Here is a 17,776-nt window from a genome sequence, read left to right on the forward strand (position 1 = left end):
CATGCGCGCGACCTGGACCCTCATCCACCGCTGGTGCGGCCTGCTCACCGCGGCCTTCCTGTTCGTCAGCGGGATCACGGGCGCCGTGATCTCGTGGGACCACGAGCTGGACGACTTGCTCAACCCGCACCTGATGGAAGCGCATACGCCCGGCACGCCGCGGGATCCGCTGGCGCTGGCACGCCGGGTCGAGGCGCGCCATCCGGACGTGCGCGTGTCGTACGTGCCGCTGCACGCGCAAGCCGGGAAATCGCTGGCGCTGGGCGTGGCGCCGCGCATCGATCCCGCCACGGGCGCCTTGAGGTCGCCCGGCTTCAACCAGGTCTTCGTCGATCCGGTCAGCGGCGCGGAACTGGGCCGGCGCGAGTGGGGCGCCGTGTGGCCGGTCAGCCGCGAGACGGTCGTGTCCTTCCTGTACCGCCTGCATTATTCGCTGCATCTGCCGGACCGCTGGGGCATCTGGCTGATGGGCGCCATCGCGGCGGTGTGGACGCTCGACTGCTTCGTCGGCTTTTATCTGACCCTGCCGGTGCGGCGCCAAACCGCCAACCCCGGCAAGTCGTGGTGGCAGCGCTGGCGGCCGGCGTGGATGGTGCGCTGGCGCGGCGGCGGCGCGAAGCTGAATTTCGACCTGCACCGCGCGTTCAGCCTGTGGACATGGGTCGTGCTGTTCGTCCTCGCCTTCACGGCGTTTTCGCTGAACTTGTACCGCGAAGTGTTCTATCCCGTGATGCAGACGTTCACGCAGGTCACGCCGTCGCCGTTCGACACCCGCGTGCCGGCCGACCTGCAGCACCCGGTCGAGCCGCGCGTTCCGTACGGCGACGTCGTCGCGCGCGCGGGCATCGAAGCGAGCCGGCGCGGCTGGAATGCGCCTGTCGGCAGCCTTTATTATTCGCAGGAGTACGGCGTCTACATGGTGAGCCTGTTCGCGCCGGGCGACGACCACGGCGCGGGCGGCGTCGGCCCCGCGCTGCTGTATTACGACGGCCAGGATGGCCGCCTGCTGGGTGACCGCCAGCCGTGGAAGGGAACGGCCGCCGACATCTTCGTGCAGGCCCAGTTCCCGTTGCACTCGGGCCGCATCCTCGGGCTGCCGGGGCGGATCCTGATCTCGTGCATGGGACTCGTCGTCGCCATGCTGAGCGTGACCGGCGTGATCATCTGGTGGCGCAAGCGGGCGTCGCGCGCCGTGAGCGCGCGGCGCGTGAAGGCGGTGCCGGTCGAGACCTGATGCTTACAGCGCGACGTCGTCCGCTTTCAGGTACCACTTCAGCGCGCGCACGACCATCGCATGGTCGTCCACGCCCGCGAGGCCGGACACGGTGATCGTGCCGACCTGGCCCGTCCCCTTGATGACGATCGGGAACGAGCCGCCGTGCGCGGCATAGTCCTTCGAGTCGAACGTGGGCAGGTTGTCGAAGTCGCGGCCCGCGTTGACGGCCTCCGTGTGCACGAAGAACGACGCGTGACCCGTGCGGTTCACGAGGTTGCTCTTGCGGCGGATCCAGTCGACGTTGTTCGGGCTCGTACCCGCCATCGCATAAAAGAACAGCGGATTGCGGTTGATCGTGATGTCGATCGTGACGGCGACCTTGTCCGCCTTCGCCTGCTCGACGATCCTGTTGCCGATCGCGAGCGCCGCGTCGTTGTCGAAGGACGTGAACTGCAGCGCCTGCTCCTGGCGGCGGATGGTGTCGAGCGATACGGTTTTCTTGTCCATGCTGGTTCCTGGGGTGGTCGTTGCGGCGCCGGCGGTGCCGGCGAACAAAGCGCTTGCCGCGATCAGTACGGCGCAGGAACAGGGAATAATGTGGCGGATGGTACGCACAGCCATGTCGTTGCCTCTCTCCGGTTTTATTATCCGGAAAGTATAACCGGAGAGCGGCCCGTTATTGCTTCAGATTCACGAACAGATTCGCGGCGAACGCGAGGATGGCTAGCGCGGCGATGATTTCCGCGATCACCAACGCCGGCGCGAAGGCCATGTGACCCAGCAGCAGCATGGAGAGCGCGACCATCATCACGGGCAATGCGAGGTTCAGCAGCCAGAAGTGCAGGCGCGCGAGGCGGCTCTCGCCCGCCTTCGGGAACACGCTGTAGATCAGGCCGGCGAGCGCCAGTGTCGTCCAGCCCAGCAGGTTGACGTGGGCGTGCACGGGGCGCAGGGTGAAATTCTGGCTGGCGCCCATGGCGATGCCCAGCGAGATGCCGAAGATGAGGTAGAGGACGGCAAGCTTGATCCAGATGATGCCTGCGCGCGAGAACTGCGGTTGCGGCAGGGGAGTAACGGTCGTGGTTTGCATGGTGGGGCTCCTGATGGATGGTCGATGTGGAGCGCATCGTACATACGGTGGGCGCACCCGTGCAGCCCCACGCGTGGGGGACGATCGACCGGTCACATCGTTGCAAACATGGCCACGACGGCCACGAGCATCACCGCCACGCCGATCCAGCCGATCACGGTATGGCGTGTGGATAACGTGTAGCCGCCCATGATCTTGCGGTTATGCGCGAGCAGCATCATGACGGCCATGATCGGCACGGCGATGACGCCGTTGATCTGCGCGGACAGCACCAGCGCCGCGATCGGGTCGACCGGGGCGAAGTCGAGCGCGACGCCGCCCAGCGTGGCCAGCGCGATGATGCCGTAGAACTCGCGCGCCTCGACGACCTTCAGGTCCATGCCGTTGCGCCAGCGGAAGCTCTCGGTGACGGCATATGCGGCCGACCCCGCCAGCACGGGCACGGCGAGCATGCCCGTGCCGACGATGCCCAGCGCGAACGCGAGGAACGCGAATTCGCCCGCCACCGGCCGCAGCGCCTCGGCCGCCTGCGCGGACGACTGGATGTTCGTGATGCCGTGCGCGCCCAAGGTGACGGCCGTCGTCAGCATGATGAAGAAGGCGACGAGGTTGGAAAAGCCCATGCCGATCAAGGTGTCGGCCTTGATGCGCCTGAGTTGCGCGGCGGCGTCGCGCGGGCGCGTGCGCAGGGCGCGCGCGTGGTGGTCGTTGCGGATCTCCTCGACTTCCTGCGACGCTTGCCAGAAGAAGAGGTAGGGGCTGATCGTCGTGCCGAACACGGCGACGATGAGGGCGACGGCATCCTTCGTGAAGGCGAAATGGGGCCACACGGTGCGCGCAAGGACTTCCGTCCACGGCATGTGCACTGCGAACGCCGTCGCGACGTAGGCCAGCAGGCCCAGGGTCAGCCATTTCAGGTAGCGCACGTAGGTGGCATACGGCAAAAAGACCTGCAGCGCGAGGCACAGCAGGCCGAAACCGAGCGCATACAGGTGGCTGGAGCCGGTGCCCGTCACGAGGCGCAGCGCCTCGCCCATCGCGGCGATGTCGGCCGCGATGTTGATGACGTTGGCAACGAGCAGCAGCGCGACGATGGCGTACAGCAGCCAGGGCGAATACGCGCGGCGGATGTTGGCCGCGAGCCCGCGTCCGGTCACGCGCCCGATGCGTGCCGACACGAGCTGGATGCCGACCATGAACGGGTAGGTCAGCACCAGCGTCCACAGCGTGTTGAAGCCGAATTGCGCGCCGGCCTGCGAATACGTCGCGATGCCGGACGGGTCGTCGTCGGCCGCGCCCGTGATCAGGCCGGGGCCGAGCGATTTCAGCGTGGCGTTGTCGGTGAGGCGGCGGAACAGCTTGAACGGCATGTCGGGCCGGGCGCGGTCACGCCAGGCGGGCAAACACGCGGCGGGCCGCTTCGACCGTCTCGGCGATCACGGCATCGTCGTGCGTGGCCGAGACAAAACCTGCTTCGAACATCGCGGGCGCGAAGTACACGCCTTCGTCCAGCATGCCGTGGAAGAAGCGGTTGAAGCGCTCCTTGTCGCCGGCCATCATCTGGCCGTAGCTGGACGGGATCGTGTCGGCGAAATACAGGCCGAACATGCCGCCGACGCTGTCCGCGCAGAACGCGATACCGGCTTCCTTCGCGGCCGCCGTCAGGCCGTCGACCAGTTTCTTCGTCTGCGCCGTCAGGTGCTCGTAGAAGCCCGGCTGCTGGATCAGCTTCAGCGTGGTCATGCCGGCGGCGACGGCGACCGGGTTGCCGGACAGCGTGCCCGCCTGGTAGACGGGGCCGATCGGCGCCATCTTCTGCATCAGGTCCGCGCGGCCGCCGAACGCGGCGACCGGCATGCCGCCGCCGATCACTTTGCCGAGCGCGGTCAGGTCCGGCACGATGCCGTACAGCGCCTGCGCGCCACCGATGCCGACGCGGAAGCCCGACATCACTTCGTCGAAGATCAGCACGGCGCCATATTCCGTGCATAGTTCGCGCATGCGCTGCAGGAATTCCGGCGTCGCGCGGATCAGGTTCATGTTGCCGGCGACGGCTTCCACGATCACGCAGGCGATGGTGTCGCCCATCGACTGGAACGCATCTTCCAGCTGCGGGATGTTGTTGTAGTCGAGGACGATGGTGTGCTTGACGAAGTCTTCCGGCACGCCGGCCGACGTCGGGTTGCCGAACGTGAGCAGGCCCGAACCGGCTTTGACCAGCAGGGAATCGGCGTGGCCGTGGTAGCAGCCTTCGAACTTGACGATCTTGTCGCGGCCGGTGGCGCCGCGTGCGAGGCGCAGCGCGCTCATCGTCGCTTCCGTGCCGGACGAGACGAGGCGCACCTGCTCGATCGACGGCACGAGGCGGCAGATTTCCTCGGCGATCTCGATCTCGCCCTCGGTTGGCGCGCCGAACGACAGGCCACGCGCGGCCGCGTCCTGCACGGCTTTCACCACGTCCGGATGGGTGTGGCCGACGATGGCCGGGCCCCAGGAGCCGATGTAGTCGATGTAGCGCTTGCCGTCCGCGTCCCAGAAATACGGCCCCTCGGCCCGCGTGATGAAGCGCGGCGTGCCGCCGACGGAGCGGAAGGCGCGCACGGGCGAGTTCACGCCGCCCGGCGTGGTCTGCTGGGCGCGGGCGAACAGGATGTCGTTTTTCGAAGTGGAGTCGGACGTAGCGGTCATGGTTGTCTGGATGAATCCCGGGCGCAGGCGCCGGCGGGGTTAGCAGGCCGCGCCGGGAGCGCGGAAGATCTTGTTCGGGATGAGCCGGCCCATGCCGAAGCGGCAGGCATGGACGAGGGCGCCGGTGACGTAGTCCTGGGCCCCGGGCAGGGCGTCCGCCGCGCCGTCGCCGCGCGCCATCCGCGCCACCAAAGCGGCCGACAACGTGTTGCCGGCGCCGACGAACGGGCCGGGCAGGAGCTGCGCCCAGGGCAGGGCGGTGGCCAGGCCGTCCGGCTCGTACAACTCGTTGCAGCGGCTGCCGTCGCCGCCGCCGACGCCCGTCACGAGCACGTGGCCGCAGCCGAGGCCCGTCAGCTCCGCCGCGTCCTCGGCGACGGTGGCGATGCTGCCCGGGTCGCGCCAGCAGTCGGCCAGGCGCGCCAGTTCCGGCTGCGACAGCATGAAGACGCTGGCCTGCGGCACGAGCAGTTGATGGATGAGGGTCAGCATGTCGTCGTCGCGCGGGCCGCAATCGGGCAGCGACGACGTGAACGGGTCGAGCACGAGCGGCACGTCGGCATAGTCGGACACGATCTCCGCCACCGCCGCGATCTGCTCCAGGCTGGCCAGGGTGCCGACCTTGATGGCGGCCACGGGCATGTCCTCGAGCAGCATGCGCGCCTGTTCCACGACGAGCGAGTGGTCGGTCGGCTGGATGTCGTCCACGCGCGCGGAATCCGCCACGAGCAAACCCGTCACGACCGAGAGGGCGTGGCAGCCATGCATGGCGAAGACGGTCACGTCGGACTGGATGCCCAGCGCCCCGACCGGGTCGGCGGGCCCGAACGTGAGGATGAGTGGAGACGTTTGGTTTTGCACAGCGGGTAGAATACTATACCTTTCCCTGTCATTTTATCTGAACCGAAAAGAGGAAATCGAAGTGAGTACTGAAACACAGGTGTACCAGACGTGGATGTGCCTGATCTGCGGCTGGGTCTACGACGAAGCCGCCGGCGCACCGGACGACGGCATTGCGCCGGGCACCCGCTGGGCCGACGTGCCCATGAACTGGACGTGCCCGGAATGCGGCGCGCGCAAGGACGACTTCGAAATGACCGCGATCTGAGCGGTTCTTTGTCGATTCATCAACGTGAAATAACGTCCCGCCAATGTTTCGTGTCATCCCGTCAATGAGTCGTCATACGGCAAGTTGACGTATCGCAACACTTCATGCACAAGCCGCAGCCCCTATGCTATCTTGCGGGTTCATGCTGAAGTGAAACGAATATGACGACGCAACCGACAGGCCTGACGATCATGGTGATCGACGACAGCAGCACGATCCGTCGGTCCGCCGAAATCTTCCTGACGCAGGCCGGCTACCGCGTGGTACTGGCCGAAGACGGCTTCGACGCGCTGGCCAAGATCAACGACCATCATCCGTCCCTGGTGTTCTGCGACATCCTGATGCCGCGCCTGGACGGCTACCAGACCTGCGCGCTGATCAAGAAGAGCGCGAAATTCCATGCCACGCCGGTCATCATGCTGTCCTCCAAGGACGGCCTGTTCGACCGTGCGCGCGGCGCGATGGTCGGATCGAGCGCCTACCTGACCAAACCTTTTTCCAAGGACAGCCTGCTGGCGGCCGTGCGCGACCATGCGCAGGGCCGGACCGACGCGGCTGCCTGATTCCAACGTTGCGGAGCCCACCGTGGCCATACAAAAAATCCTGATCGTCGACGATTCCCCGACCGAACGTTACTACCTGACCGACATCCTCGTGCGCAACGGCTTCACCGTCACCACCGCCGACAACGGCGAGGAGGCGCTGGCCAAGATCCGCGCCGATCGTCCGGAACTGATCCTGATGGACGTGGTGATGCCCGGCGCGAACGGCTTCCAGGTGACGCGCTCGATCGCGCGCGATCCGGAGCTGGCGTCCGTCCCCGTCATCATCTGCAGCAGCAAGAACCAGGAAACCGACCGTATCTGGGGCATGCGCCAGGGCGCGAAGGATTATTTCGTCAAGCCGGTCGATCCGGCGAAATTGCTGGCCACGATCGCCACGCTCGGCGCCTGAGATGGACGTCAGCGACGCCGCCGGACAGAAGGGCGCGGCCCGGCGCGCGCGCCTGCGCCAGTACCAGGAACAGCTGCTCGAGCGCATGCAGGCCGCGCGCACGAGCAGCGGCGCGCGCGCGCACCAGCTGGGCGTGGAGATCGGCGGCGTGCGCTACCTGCTCGACCTCGTCGAAGCGGGCGAGATCGTGCCGCTGCCGCCGCTGGCCGCCGTGCCGCTCACGCAGCCCTGGTATCTCGGCCTCGCGAACGTGCGCGGCAACCTGCTGGGCGTCGTCGACCTGGCGCGCTATTTCGATCCGGAGGCGGCGCCAACGCCCGGCACGCGGCTCGTGACGTTCGGACCCGCCCTCGGCTTTCCGTGCGCGCTGCTCGTGGCGAAGGTCGTCGGCCTGCGCCACGCGGCCGACATGACGCCTCTTGACGGCCGCCTGCGCGACGCCGACGGCCAGGACTGGACGCCGCTGTCGCTCGTCGCCCTCGCGCGCGAGGACCGCTTCCTGCAGGTCGCACGCTGATCGTTCAACAATTAAAAACAGGTTCTGTACTGGAGCTCGCATGGGATTCGTATCCAAACTGTCGATGAATTTCTTCCCCAAGGACGGGGGCGGCGACGCGCAGGCGTCCGGCACGGTGCTGGCGTCGCCCGACACGCAGTTCGGCCCCGGCACGGTACCCGCCGGCCCGGTCAGCGGCACGGCATCGACGGGTTCCGCCGATGACGCCGCGCTGCGCCTCGGCCAGCTCGCCCGGCGCAAGCGCCGCCATGCGGAGGAAGCTGCCAGCGGAACGGCCGGCGGCGACGACGACCTGCGCCTGCCGCTCATCGGCCATCTGTCCCTGCCGCGCCAGCTGCGCATCCTGCTCGTCGCCTTCGGCATCGGTATCCTGCTCACGCTGCTGTCGCTGTGGCGCAATGCCGGCAGCGGCGCGATCGCCAGCGGCCAGACCCAGATCGCCAGCGAAGCGCTGATGCACTCGCAGCGCGTGGGCAAGGCCGCGCCGAACGCGATGCAGGGCGTGCCGGACGCGTTCACGCAGCTGCAGGACAGCCGCATCGCCCTGTCGCACGACCTCGACCTGCTGGCCCGCGGCGGCGACTTCAACGGCAACGCGATTCCCGCATCGTCCGGCGACCTGGCCGCGCAGCTGGCCGCCGTGCGCAAGAAGTGGAACGTGTCCGACGCGGCCGCCGCCAGCATCCTCAAGATGAAGCCGGAGCTGGTCGCCTTCGACAAGAACCTGAAGCAGCTCGACGTGCTGGCGCCGGACATGCTGGCGCTGACGGAAGACATCCTCACCGAACGCACGGCGCGCGGCGGCAGCGCACGCGAACTGGCGGCGCTGGGCCGCATGATGATGCTGACGCAGCGCCTGTCGCGCAGCGCCAGCGAATTCCTCACGTCGGGCGGCATCCGTCCCGAGACCGCGTTCCAGATGGGCCGCGACACGACCACGTTCCGCGCCACCGTCGATGGCCTGCTGAACGGCAGCGCCACGCTGGGCCTGGCCCCGCTGCGCGACCCGGACCTGCGCGCCAAGCTGGAAGAAGTGCAGTCGAAATTCGACATCTGCCAGAAGCTGATCTCGACCTTCCTGGATAAACTGTCCGACATGACGGCCGCCAAGGCCGCCGAGCAGACGATCTTCCGCGACAACGAAGCGCTGCGCCGCCAGCTGACCGGCCTGCAGGCATCGTACCGCGCCGGCGCGGGCAGCACGGGCATGTGGCTGTGGGTGCTCGTGGCGGCATCGATCTTCACGCTCGTCACGGCGGGCAGCATCTCGCGCGTGATGCTGCAGGATTCGCGCAACCGCACCCGCGGCGCCGACGCGCGCCGCCAGGAAGCGGAGGCGATGCGCCTGCTGGCCCAGGCCAAGGAAGAGGAAGCGAAGGCCACCAACGACCAGAACCAGGCCGCGATCCTGCGCCTGATGAACGAATTGCAGGAAGTGGCGGACGGCGACCTGACGGTCTATGCCACCGTCTCGGAAGACATCACGGGCGCCATCGCCGACTCCGTTAACTACACGGTGGAAGAGCTGCGCGGCCTCGTCGTGCGCGTGATCGATACGGCGGAACAGGTGACGCAGGCGTCGAACGACGCGCAGCAGGTGTCGAGCCGGCTGCTCGTCGCGGCGGGCCAGCAGGCGCGCGAGATCCAGGACACGTCGGCCACGATGCTGCGCATGGCCGGCGAGATCACGGACGTATCCAGCTCCGCGAAGGAATCGGCCGAGGTGGCGCGCCAGTCGGTGGCGGCGGCGGAGCAGGGCGCGACGGCGGTGCAGAACGCGATCCGCGGCATGGGCGAGATCCGCGAGCAGATCCAGGAAACCTCCAAGCGCATCAAGCGCCTGGGCGAATCGTCGCAGGAGATCGGCGAGATCACCGAACTCATTTCCGACATCACGGAGCAGACCAACGTGCTGGCGCTGAACGCCGCGATCCAGGCCGCATCGGCCGGCGAGGCGGGGCGCGGCTTCTCGGTCGTGGCGGAAGAGGTGCAGCGGCTGGCGGAGCGGTCGGCCGAAGCGGCCAAGCAGATCGGCGCGCTGGTGCGCACCATCCAGACCGACACGCACGACGCCGTGGCGGCAATGGAAAAGTCGACGCAGGGCGTCGTCGAGGGCGCGCGCACGACCGACGCGGCCGGCGCCGCGCTGGCCGACATCTCGCGCGTGTCGAACCGCCTGGCGGAGCTGATCCAGGGGATGGCGGTCGCCGCGGGCTTGCAGGCGACGTCCGCGAACGGCGTGGCGCATAATATGCAGCACATCCTCGCGATCACCGAACAGGCACAGGGCGGCACGCAGCAGACCGCGCAGTCGATCCGGCAGTTGGCGGCGCTCGCGCAGGAACTGAAGAATTCGGTGTCGCGCTTCCGCGTCGCCGCCTGAGCATCTCACTTTTGCCCACATGACCCAGTTTTCGCACGCATCCGCCGCACCGCCTTTCGACACCGGCCCCCTGTCCTGGGTCATCGGTGAAATCCGCGACGCCCTCGGGCGTTCCGCCAAGGCGCTGCAGGATGCGGCTGGCCGCACACCGGAAGCGCAGCCCACGCTGCTGCTGCATGCCAAGTCGCACCTGCACCAGGCCCACGGGGCACTGCAGATGGTCGACGTGGCCGGCGTCGAACGCCTGAGCGAGGCGGCCGAACAGGTCATCGACCGCTTCAAGGATGGCACGCTGGCGCTCGAGCTTGAGCGTGCCGGCGCCGTGGGCGAGGCGTATCGGGCGCTCGTCGAATACCTGGAAGAGTTGCTGGACGGCGCGGCGCCGCAGCCCGTGCGCCTGTTCCCGTACTACCGCGCGCTGCAGGAGTTATTGGGCGTAGAAAGGGTGCACCCGGGCCAGATGCTCGTGCTGGATCTCGCCCCGGCGCTGTTGCCGGCTGGCGGCGCCGGCCCGATGCCGGACTACGCAGCGACCCGCGCCGCATTCGAAAAGGCGCTGCTGCCGTTCCTGCGCAGCCAGGACGTCGACGCCCAGCGCGCCCAGGCGGCCGCCATGCGCGATGCGCTGGCGGGCGTCGTCGACGGCCAGCCGCAGGCCGAAGACCACGCGTTCTGGCTGGCGCTGCAGGCCGTCGCCGACCTCGTCGCGACCGGCCAGGTGGCGCCCGACCTGTATGTAAAGCAGCTGTTCGGCCAGATCAACCTGCAGCTGCGCCGCCAGGCGCAGGGCCATACGGAGCTGCCGGAAGCGCTGCTGCGCGACGCGCTGTTCTTCACCTCGGCCGCACCCGAGCCGACGCCCGAGGCGCGCCAGCTGCGCGACGCGTACCACGTCGGCGGCCAGGTGCCGGCCGATTACCTGGAACGCCGCTACGGCAAGGTCGATCCGGCGGTGCTGAAGGATGCCAAGGAAGCGCTGATCGAGACCAAGCAGGGCTGGGACCGCGTCGCCACGGAAGGCGGCGCCGCGACGGGCGGCGGCTTCAACGAGGCGCTGGCGAAGCTGGCCGGCGCCAGCGAGAAGCTGGGCGCACCGCAGCTCGCGCACCTGCTGCGCGAACTGGGGCAGGCCGCCAGCGAATCGATGGCGGGCGGCCGCAGCGACCAGTTCAGCCTCGAGATGGCCGAGGCCATGCTGTTCGTCGAGCACGGCCTGGACCAGGTGCGCCAGCTGCCCGAGGACTTCGGCCAGCATGCGGAAGCGGTCGGCCAGCGCCTGCTCGCGCTCGCGCACGGCGAGACCCCGCCGGACGCGCCGGTGTGGCACGGCGAGATGGCGCGCGAGCTGCAGCAGGGCCAGACCGTCGCGGTGCTGGCGGGCGAGATCCGCACGGGCCTGCGCCAGGTCGAGAAACTCATCGACGACTACTACGAAGACCCGGCACGCATTGCGTCCCTGGAACAGGTCGACCCGCTGCTGCACCAGCTGCAGGGCGCGCTGGCCATCCTCGATCAGGAGCAGGCCACGCAAGCCGTCGACCACGTGCGCGCCCAGGTACGCGCGCTGATCGAGACGCCGCCGGATGCCGCGGCGCGCGGCGCCGTGCTGGACAACCTGGCGCGCAACATCGGCGCGCTCGGCTTCTTCACGGACGCGCTGGCGCAGAACGTCGACGGCGCGCGCCGGCGCTACCGCTTCGATGCGGCGGCGGGCCTGTTCCACGAGCTGCCGCTCGAAGCACAGGCCGAAGCACAGGCGCCGTCGGAGCCGCAGGCTGCGCCGGAGGCGGCACCGGATGCCGTCGACGCCGAACTGCTGGAGATCTTCATCGGCGAGGCGCGCGAAGTGCTGGACGTCGTCGGCAACGCGCTGCCCGTTGCGCAGGCCGATCCGGCCGACCAGGACACGCTGACGCGCCTGCGCCGCGGCTTCCACACGCTCAAGGGCAGCAGCCGCATGGTGAACCTCGAGCAGTTCGCCGCGGCGGCAGCGGCCATCGAAAAGGTCATGAACCTGTGGCTGGCCGAGGCGCGCGCCGCCACGCCGGACCTGCTGGCACTGCTCGCGCAGGCGCATGCGGAGTTGGGCGCGTGGGTTGACGAACTCGCGGCCGGCGGATCGCAGCGCGATGGCGCGGCGCTCGTGCAGGCAGCCCAGCGCGTGCAGGAGGGTGGGCCGTTCGCGCTGGCGGAAGCGCCGGCGCCGCTCGTGTCGACGCCGGAGGTGCCTGCGGTCGATGCGCCGGCCGAGCTGGCACCGGAAACGGTCGGCGCGCTCGATGCCGTGCCCGCCGCATCCGAGCCGCCGCCGGAACCGGTCGAACCGGCCGCCGGCTTCGACGTCGCACCGGACGAGGCGCCCGCGCCGCTGCCGGCCCTGTCCACGGACGAGCTGCCGGACAACGTGCTCGCGTTCCCCGTGTCGGAAGCGAACGTGCGGCACGTGGGCGACCTCGAGATCCCGCTCCCGCTGTACAACATCTACCTCGGCGAGACCGAGGAACTGGTGCGCACGCTGGCCGAGGACTTCGCCGGCTGGCGCGCGGAACCGCTGCGCGCCGTGTCGGCGCAGGCCCTGAAGGCGGCGCACACGCTGGGCGGCACGTCGGCCACCGTCGGCTTCAACGCGTTGCGCGAACTGGCCGCGGCGCTGGAAGAAGCGCTGCAGGTGGCCGTCCCGCCGCTGGACGGCGCCCAGTTCGACCTGCTGGACGAGACGGTCGAGCGCGTGCGCATCATGCTGCAGGTGTTCGCGCTGGGCGAGCTGGCGCCCGCGCAGCCGGAACTGCTGGCGCGCCTGGAAGCGCTGCGCGATGAGCTGGGCCGCCAGCGCGCCGACGCCGTCATCGCCGACGCCGAGCCGGAACTGGCGCAGCGCCTGGACGCGCTGTTCGCCGCCACGTATGCCAGCATCCTGGCGGATCCGCCGCTCGTCACCGGCACGCCGGCGCTGCCCGCCAGCACGGAACCGGCGCCGCGCGCGCCGGCACCGCACCAGGAAGATCCGGCCGTGAGCGCCGTCGACGATCTGTTCGATGCCTATTTCGACGATCCGTTCGCCGCGCCCACGCTGGAGCAGGCCGAACCCGCGCCCGCACCCGCACCGGTCGAAGCGGACGAGGTCATCGACGTCGATGCGCTGTTCGACATCCTGGTGCCCGGACCCGAGCCGGAACCCGTCGCAGAACCGGAAGCGGACGCGGTGCTGGCCGCGGAGCCGGTATTCGTCGACGACCTCGACCCGGACCTGCTGCCCGTGTTCATGGAAGAAGCGGCGGACCTGCTGCCGCAGATCGGCAACGGCCTGCGCCAGTGGCAGCAGAACCCGGCCGACGTGGCCGTCGCGCAAGGCCTGCTGCGCGCCCTGCACACGGTGAAGGGCAGCGCGCGCATGGCCGGCGCGATGCGCCTCGGCCAGCACACGCACGCGCTGGAAACGCAGATCGAGAACATGCTGCACGCCGGGACGACGAATCCGGCCGCCTTCGACGAACTGCTGGCCAACTACGACCAGGCGCAACTGCTGTTCGAGCAGCTGCAGCAACCGGGCGCGCCGGTGCTCCAACCTGCTCCGGCACCGGAACCCGCGCGGCCGGCGCCGCCCGCGGACGAGCAGGCCGCGCGCGCACCGCTCGTGCGCGTGCGCGCCGACATCCTCGACCGCCTCGTCAACCAGGCCGGCGAGGTGTCGATCACGCGCTCGAAGCTGGAGACGCAGGTCGGTACGCTGAAGGGCATGCTGGCCGAGTTCTCCGACAACCTCGCCAACCTGCGGCGCCAGCTGCGCGAGGTGGAGATGCAGGCGGAATCGCAGATCGCGTCGCGCCTGTCGATCGCGGGCGAGCGCGAATTCGACCCGCTCGAGTTCGACCGCTTCACGCGCCTGCAGGAGCTGACGCGCATGATGGCCGAGAGCGTGAACGACGTCGGTTCGTTCCACGACGGCCTGGCGCGCACGGTGGAAGCGGCGGCCGACGACCTGGCCGCGCAGTCGCGCCTGACGCGCGAGCTGCAGCGCGACCTGATGCGGGTGCGGATGGTGCCGTTCGCGAGCCTCTCTGAGCGCCTGTTCCGCGTGGCGCGCCAGACCGCCAAGGAAATGGACAAGCGGGTCAACCTGGACATCCGCGGCGGCGGCGTCGAGATCGACCGCAGCGTGCTGGAACGCATGGCAGCGCCTTTCGAACACCTGCTGCGCAACGCCATCGTGCACGGTATCGAGCCGCGCGGCCAGCGCCTGGCGGCCGGCAAGCCGGAGACGGGCGAACTGCTCGTGCAGGTGAGCCAGCAGGGCAACGAAGTCGAGATCCGTTTCGCCGACGACGGCGCAGGCCTCGACCTGGGGCGCATCCGCGCCAAGGCGGCGTCCCTCGGGCTGCTGGCCGACGGCGAGGACGTGTCCGACCAGGACGCCGCCGAGCTGGTGTTCGAGCCGGGCTTCTCGACGGCGGACACGCTGACCGAACTGGCCGGCCGCGGCGTCGGCATGGACGTCGTGCGCTCGGAAGCGCGCGCGCTCGGCGGCCGCGTCGACGTCGAGACGACGCCGGGCCGCGGCGCCGCCTTCGCCATCCACCTGCCGCTCACGCTGGCCGTCACGCAGGTCGTGCTCGTCGCCAGCGGCCCGCGCACGCATGCGCTGCCGGCCGTGCTGGTCGAGCAGGTGCTGCAGGTGCGCGAGGCCGACCTCGATGCGGCCTTCGCCGCCGGGGCGATCAACGTCCACGGCGAGAACGTCCCGCTGCACTACCTGCCTACGCTGCTGCACGAACCGGGCGGCGCATGGCAAAAAAGCGGCGGCCAGCGCTCGTCGCCGGTGCTGGTCCTCAGGAGCGGCAACACGCGCGTCGCCGTGCGGGTGGACGAGGTGCTGGGCAACCGCGAGGTCGTCATCAAGAACATCGGGCCGCAGCTGGCGCGCATGCCGGGCATCGCCGGCGCCACCGTGCTCGGGTCGGGCGAGATCGTACTGATCCTCGATCCGGTGCAGCTGGCCGGCTCGGGCGCGCGTCCCGGCCATGTCGCGAATACATCGGCAACCGCGCCGGCACCGGCGCCGGCCGCGCGCATCGCGACCATCATGGTCGTCGACGATTCGCTCACCGTGCGCAAGGTCACGCAGCGCCTGCTTGAGCGCGAAGGCTACCGCGTGCTGCTGGCCAAGGACGGCGTCGACGCGCTCGAGCAGATGCAGGAGACGCGTCCGGACCTGATGCTGGTCGATATCGAGATGCCGCGCATGGACGGCTTCGACCTCACGCGCCACGTGCGCGGGGATGCCGCCACTTCGGCGCTGCCGATCATCATGATCACGTCGCGCACGGCGGACAAGCACCGCAACGTGGCGCTGGGGCTTGGTGTCGATGCTTATTTCGGCAAGCCGTATCAGGAGGATGCGTTGCTGGCGGCGATTACGGGGTTGCTCGAAACTCGTAACACATGAACGTCGCCCCCGCGGAGGCGGGGCCCAATTTGCACGCGTTTCGGCCGCGCATGCAGAACTTGGATCCCCGCCTCCGCGGGGATGACGTTTACAGGTCACGGATCGCCTTGAAGCGCGCGAGTGTTTTCTCTCTCGCTGCTTCGTGGTCCACCACCGGCACCGGATAATCCTTCCCGAGCACGACGCCGGCCTTCTGTAAAACCTCCGGCTTCGCCAGCCAGGGCGCATGAATGGCCGCCCCGCTCAAGCCGGCCAGCTGCGGCAGGTACTGCCGGATGAACGCCCCGTCCGGATCGAACCGTTTCGACTGCGTGACGGGATTGAAGATGCGGAACCACGGCTGCGCATCGCACCCCGTCGACGCCGCCCACTGCCAGCCGCCGTTGTTCGATGCCAGTTCGTAATCGTTCAACTTCAGCGCGAACCAGCGCTCGCCGCGGCGCCAATCGATGCCGAGGTCCTTGGTCAAAAAGCTGGCCGTCACCATGCGCAGGCGGTTGTGCATGAACCCCGTGCGTTCCAGCTGCAGCATCGCGGCGTCGACGAGCGGATAGCCCGTGCGGCCCGCGCACCACGCGTCGAACAATGCATCCGCCGCCAAGCCGTCGTCCCACGCGACGGCGTCGAAGGCGGCCTTGAACGATTGCGTGACGACGCGCGGATGGCGTGCCAGGATCATCATGTAGAACTCGCGCCAGATCAGTTCCGACAGCCACACGGGCGCCCCCGGACCGCCCGTGCCGTCCACGATGCGTGCCTGCAGCATCGCGACGAGGCGGCGCACGGACAGCGTGCCGAAGCGCAGGTGGATCGACAGGCGCGACGTGGCGTCCAGCGCCGGGTAGTCCCGGTCGTGGTCGTAGCGCGCGAGGCGCTGCCCGAATCGCTCCAGCAGCGCCCCCGCGCCCGTCATGCCGGGATGCGCGATGGGTGCCGCGTTCGGGACGAAACCGAGATCCGCGAGCGCGGGCAGGGCGTGGTCCGCGGGCGGGGGCGCGAGCGCGCCCGCGTGCGGTGCCGTCTCGTACGGCCGCAGCGCCTCCGGCTCGCGCGCGAGGCGTTTCAGCCACGCGTTCTTGTACGGCGTAAAAACCGAATAGGGGCCGCCGGCCAGCGTCAATACTTCATCCTGTTCGAAGATGACTTGATCCTTGAACGTCTGCAGGCTGCGGCCGGCCGCGCGCAGGGCATCCTGCACCGCGCGGTCGCGGGCGATGGCCTGCGGTTCGACATCGCGGTTGGTAAATACGGATTCCGCGTCGAGCGCGTCGGCCAATTCCGGAATCACCTGCGTGGCGCGCCCGTGCCGCACGATGAGATAACCTCCCATTGCATGCAGGCGCGCATCCAGCTCGCGCACGCTGTCGAGCAGAAATTGAACGCGCCGGTCGTCGGACGGCAGGCCGGCCAGGATGTCCGTATCGAACACGAACACGCCAACCACCCGGCGTGAGGAGAGCAGGGCGTGATGCAGCGCGGCATGGTCGTCCACGCGCAAATCGCGCCGGAACCAGACTAGCGAGTTTCTCAGAGTCATCTTCTGTGTGTTGAGTCAATGCAGTCCAAAATTTTACTGTCTACCATCTCTCAGGTTTGCCCCGCCGAGCGGCTTCCGTGGCCGGTCGGGCAATTCGGTGTAAACTAGCGAAAAGTCCAGCTTTTCAGCTTCAGGTACCGCGGTAAACCCGGAGAGTGAGCCAACAGAGAGTATGAGCATGAAAAAAAGTAAGGTCGGCAAGCCTCTAACCATGCCCGGGATGCCCCAGGAAGATACGCCTCTCCTCGGCACGTTGTGCGCATCCACGTCCCAGCTGAACCTGGCTAATCATTTCCTGATTGCCATGCCGTCCATGAATGACCCGATCTTCGGCGGCGCTGTCGTGTATATCTGCGAGCACAACGAGAAGGGCGTGCTCGGCGTCGTCATCAACAAGCCCACCGACATGACCATGGACGTGCTGTTTGACCGCATCGACCTGAAAGTGGCGGAAGGTCTGCGCGCCAGCGTCGAGGACGCGCCGATCATGTTCGGCGGTCCGGTCCAGGACGACCGCGGCTTCGTGCTGCATTCGCCCGGCGGCCGCTATTCGTCGTCGCTGAGCGTCACCGACGACGTCGCGTTCACGACGTCGATCGACGTACTGGAAGCCGTCGCCAACGGCACCGGCCCGCGCCGCATGCTCGTCTCGATCGGCTATGCAGGGTGGAGTCCGGGCCAGCTGGAAGAAGAGATTGCCCGCAACGGCTGGCTCACGGTGAGCGCCGACGCGCGCGTGCTGTTCGACCTGCCGATCGAGGAGCGCTACAACGCGGCCATCAAGCTGCTGGGGATCGATCCCCTCATGCTGGCTTCCGAGGCCGGTCATGCTTGATCGTT

Annotated in this window: 14 protein-coding genes; 8 read left to right on the top strand and 6 right to left on the bottom strand. The window is 68.6% G+C overall.

All coding sequences use genetic code 11. The annotated features are described in order from the left end of the window. The first annotated feature begins 1 nt into the window (after nucleotide 1). Nucleotides 2–1,234: a PepSY-associated TM helix domain-containing protein gene (locus ACEN9G_RS16780; RefSeq protein WP_413338088.1), complete on the top strand. Its 1,233-nt coding sequence runs from the start codon at nucleotides 2–4 to the stop codon at nucleotides 1,232–1,234. A 3-nt stretch (nucleotides 1,235–1,237) separates the two neighbouring features. On the opposite strand, the gene ACEN9G_RS16785 is transcribed toward ACEN9G_RS16780, so the two are convergent. The 5 genes from ACEN9G_RS16785 to thiD form a co-directional block, all read right to left on the bottom strand. Further along, a complete protein-coding gene (locus tag ACEN9G_RS16785; protein ID WP_413338086.1) occupies nucleotides 1,238–1,723 on the bottom strand; it encodes a heme-degrading domain-containing protein in 486 nt (161 codons plus the stop codon). Nucleotides 1,724–1,892: 169 nt separating this feature from the next. Continuing rightward, nucleotides 1,893–2,306: a hypothetical protein gene (locus tag ACEN9G_RS16790; RefSeq protein WP_413338084.1), complete on the bottom strand. Its 414-nt coding sequence runs from the start codon at nucleotides 2,304–2,306 to the stop codon at nucleotides 1,893–1,895. Between the two features lie 92 nt (nucleotides 2,307–2,398). Beyond that, the gene (locus tag ACEN9G_RS16795) at nucleotides 2,399–3,676 is read right to left on the bottom strand and encodes an NRAMP family divalent metal transporter (protein WP_413338083.1); all 1,278 of its coding nucleotides are present in this window, start codon (nucleotides 3,674–3,676) and stop codon (nucleotides 2,399–2,401) included. Nucleotides 3,677–3,692: 16 nt separating this feature from the next. After that, the gene (gene hemL, locus ACEN9G_RS16800) at nucleotides 3,693–4,994 is read right to left on the bottom strand and encodes a glutamate-1-semialdehyde 2,1-aminomutase (RefSeq protein WP_413338081.1); all 1,302 of its coding nucleotides are present in this window, start codon (nucleotides 4,992–4,994) and stop codon (nucleotides 3,693–3,695) included. A 39-nt stretch (nucleotides 4,995–5,033) separates the two neighbouring features. Next, a complete protein-coding gene (gene thiD / locus ACEN9G_RS16805; RefSeq protein WP_483126772.1) occupies nucleotides 5,034–5,855 on the bottom strand; it encodes a bifunctional hydroxymethylpyrimidine kinase/phosphomethylpyrimidine kinase in 822 nt (273 codons plus the stop codon). 94 nt (nucleotides 5,856–5,949) lie between these two features. Here thiD and ACEN9G_RS16810 point away from each other — a divergent pair, with 94 nt between their 5' ends. The 6 genes from ACEN9G_RS16810 to ACEN9G_RS16835 all read left to right on the top strand — a co-directional run bounded on the left by ACEN9G_RS16810 (nucleotide 5,950) and on the right by ACEN9G_RS16835 (nucleotide 15,399). Continuing rightward, complete coding sequence (locus ACEN9G_RS16810) at nucleotides 5,950–6,102, top strand: rubredoxin (protein WP_029755924.1); 153 nt, start codon at nucleotides 5,950–5,952, stop codon at nucleotides 6,100–6,102. A 161-nt stretch (nucleotides 6,103–6,263) separates the two neighbouring features. Further along, nucleotides 6,264–6,665, top strand: coding sequence for a response regulator (locus tag ACEN9G_RS16815; RefSeq protein ID WP_056129984.1), 402 nt, complete (start codon nucleotides 6,264–6,266; stop codon nucleotides 6,663–6,665). A gap of 22 nt (nucleotides 6,666–6,687) precedes the next feature. Then, a complete protein-coding gene (locus ACEN9G_RS16820) occupies nucleotides 6,688–7,056 on the top strand; it encodes a response regulator (protein WP_413345389.1) in 369 nt (122 codons plus the stop codon). Between the two features lies 1 nt (nucleotide 7,057). After that, on the top strand, nucleotides 7,058–7,573 hold the full coding sequence (locus ACEN9G_RS16825; protein WP_413345388.1) for a chemotaxis protein CheW: 516 nt from the start codon (nucleotides 7,058–7,060) through the stop codon (nucleotides 7,571–7,573). A gap of 40 nt (nucleotides 7,574–7,613) precedes the next feature. Beyond that, on the top strand, nucleotides 7,614–9,956 hold the full coding sequence (locus ACEN9G_RS16830; RefSeq protein ID WP_483126773.1) for a methyl-accepting chemotaxis protein: 2,343 nt from the start codon (nucleotides 7,614–7,616) through the stop codon (nucleotides 9,954–9,956). 19 nt (nucleotides 9,957–9,975) lie between these two features. Further along, nucleotides 9,976–15,399: a hybrid sensor histidine kinase/response regulator gene (locus tag ACEN9G_RS16835; RefSeq protein WP_495605440.1), complete on the top strand. Its 5,424-nt coding sequence runs from the start codon at nucleotides 9,976–9,978 to the stop codon at nucleotides 15,397–15,399. Between the two features lie 88 nt (nucleotides 15,400–15,487). Here ACEN9G_RS16835 and ACEN9G_RS16840 read toward each other — a convergent pair whose 3' ends face one another. Beyond that, entirely contained in the window at nucleotides 15,488–16,936 is a 1,449-nt protein-coding gene (locus tag ACEN9G_RS16840; RefSeq protein ID WP_483126775.1) for a cryptochrome/photolyase family protein, read from the bottom strand. Nucleotides 16,937–17,114: 178 nt separating this feature from the next. Between ACEN9G_RS16840 and ACEN9G_RS16845 the strand changes: the two genes are divergently transcribed. Beyond that, a complete protein-coding gene (locus ACEN9G_RS16845; protein ID WP_413337421.1) occupies nucleotides 17,115–17,771 on the top strand; it encodes a YqgE/AlgH family protein in 657 nt (218 codons plus the stop codon). Nucleotides 17,772–17,776 lie beyond the last annotated feature (5 nt).

The sequence above is a fragment of the Massilia sp. Masssp94 genome (genome assembly GCF_059491305.1).

Excerpts from the sequence above, each read along its gene's own strand:
- ACEN9G_RS16780 (WP_413338088.1), top strand. The coding sequence starts at position 2 with ATGCGCGCGACCTGGACCCTCATCCACCGCTGGTGCGGCCTGCTCACC.
- ACEN9G_RS16785 (WP_413338086.1), bottom strand. The coding sequence starts at position 1,723 with ATGGACAAGAAAACCGTATCGCTCGACACCATCCGCCGCCAGGAGCAG.
- ACEN9G_RS16790 (WP_413338084.1), bottom strand. The coding sequence starts at position 2,306 with ATGCAAACCACGACCGTTACTCCCCTGCCGCAACCGCAGTTCTCGCGC.
- ACEN9G_RS16795 (WP_413338083.1), bottom strand. The coding sequence starts at position 3,676 with ATGCCGTTCAAGCTGTTCCGCCGCCTCACCGACAACGCCACGCTGAAA.
- hemL (WP_413338081.1), bottom strand. The coding sequence starts at position 4,994 with ATGACCGCTACGTCCGACTCCACTTCGAAAAACGACATCCTGTTCGCC.
- ACEN9G_RS16810 (WP_029755924.1), top strand. The coding sequence starts at position 5,950 with ATGTGCCTGATCTGCGGCTGGGTCTACGACGAAGCCGCCGGCGCACCG.
- ACEN9G_RS16815 (WP_056129984.1), top strand. The coding sequence starts at position 6,264 with ATGACGACGCAACCGACAGGCCTGACGATCATGGTGATCGACGACAGC.
- ACEN9G_RS16825 (WP_413345388.1), top strand. The coding sequence starts at position 7,058 with ATGGACGTCAGCGACGCCGCCGGACAGAAGGGCGCGGCCCGGCGCGCG.
- ACEN9G_RS16830 (WP_483126773.1), top strand. The coding sequence starts at position 7,614 with ATGGGATTCGTATCCAAACTGTCGATGAATTTCTTCCCCAAGGACGGG.
- ACEN9G_RS16835 (WP_495605440.1), top strand. The coding sequence starts at position 9,976 with ATGACCCAGTTTTCGCACGCATCCGCCGCACCGCCTTTCGACACCGGC.
- ACEN9G_RS16840 (WP_483126775.1), bottom strand. The coding sequence starts at position 16,936 with ATGACTCTGAGAAACTCGCTAGTCTGGTTCCGGCGCGATTTGCGCGTG.
- ACEN9G_RS16845 (WP_413337421.1), top strand. The coding sequence starts at position 17,115 with ATGAAAAAAAGTAAGGTCGGCAAGCCTCTAACCATGCCCGGGATGCCC.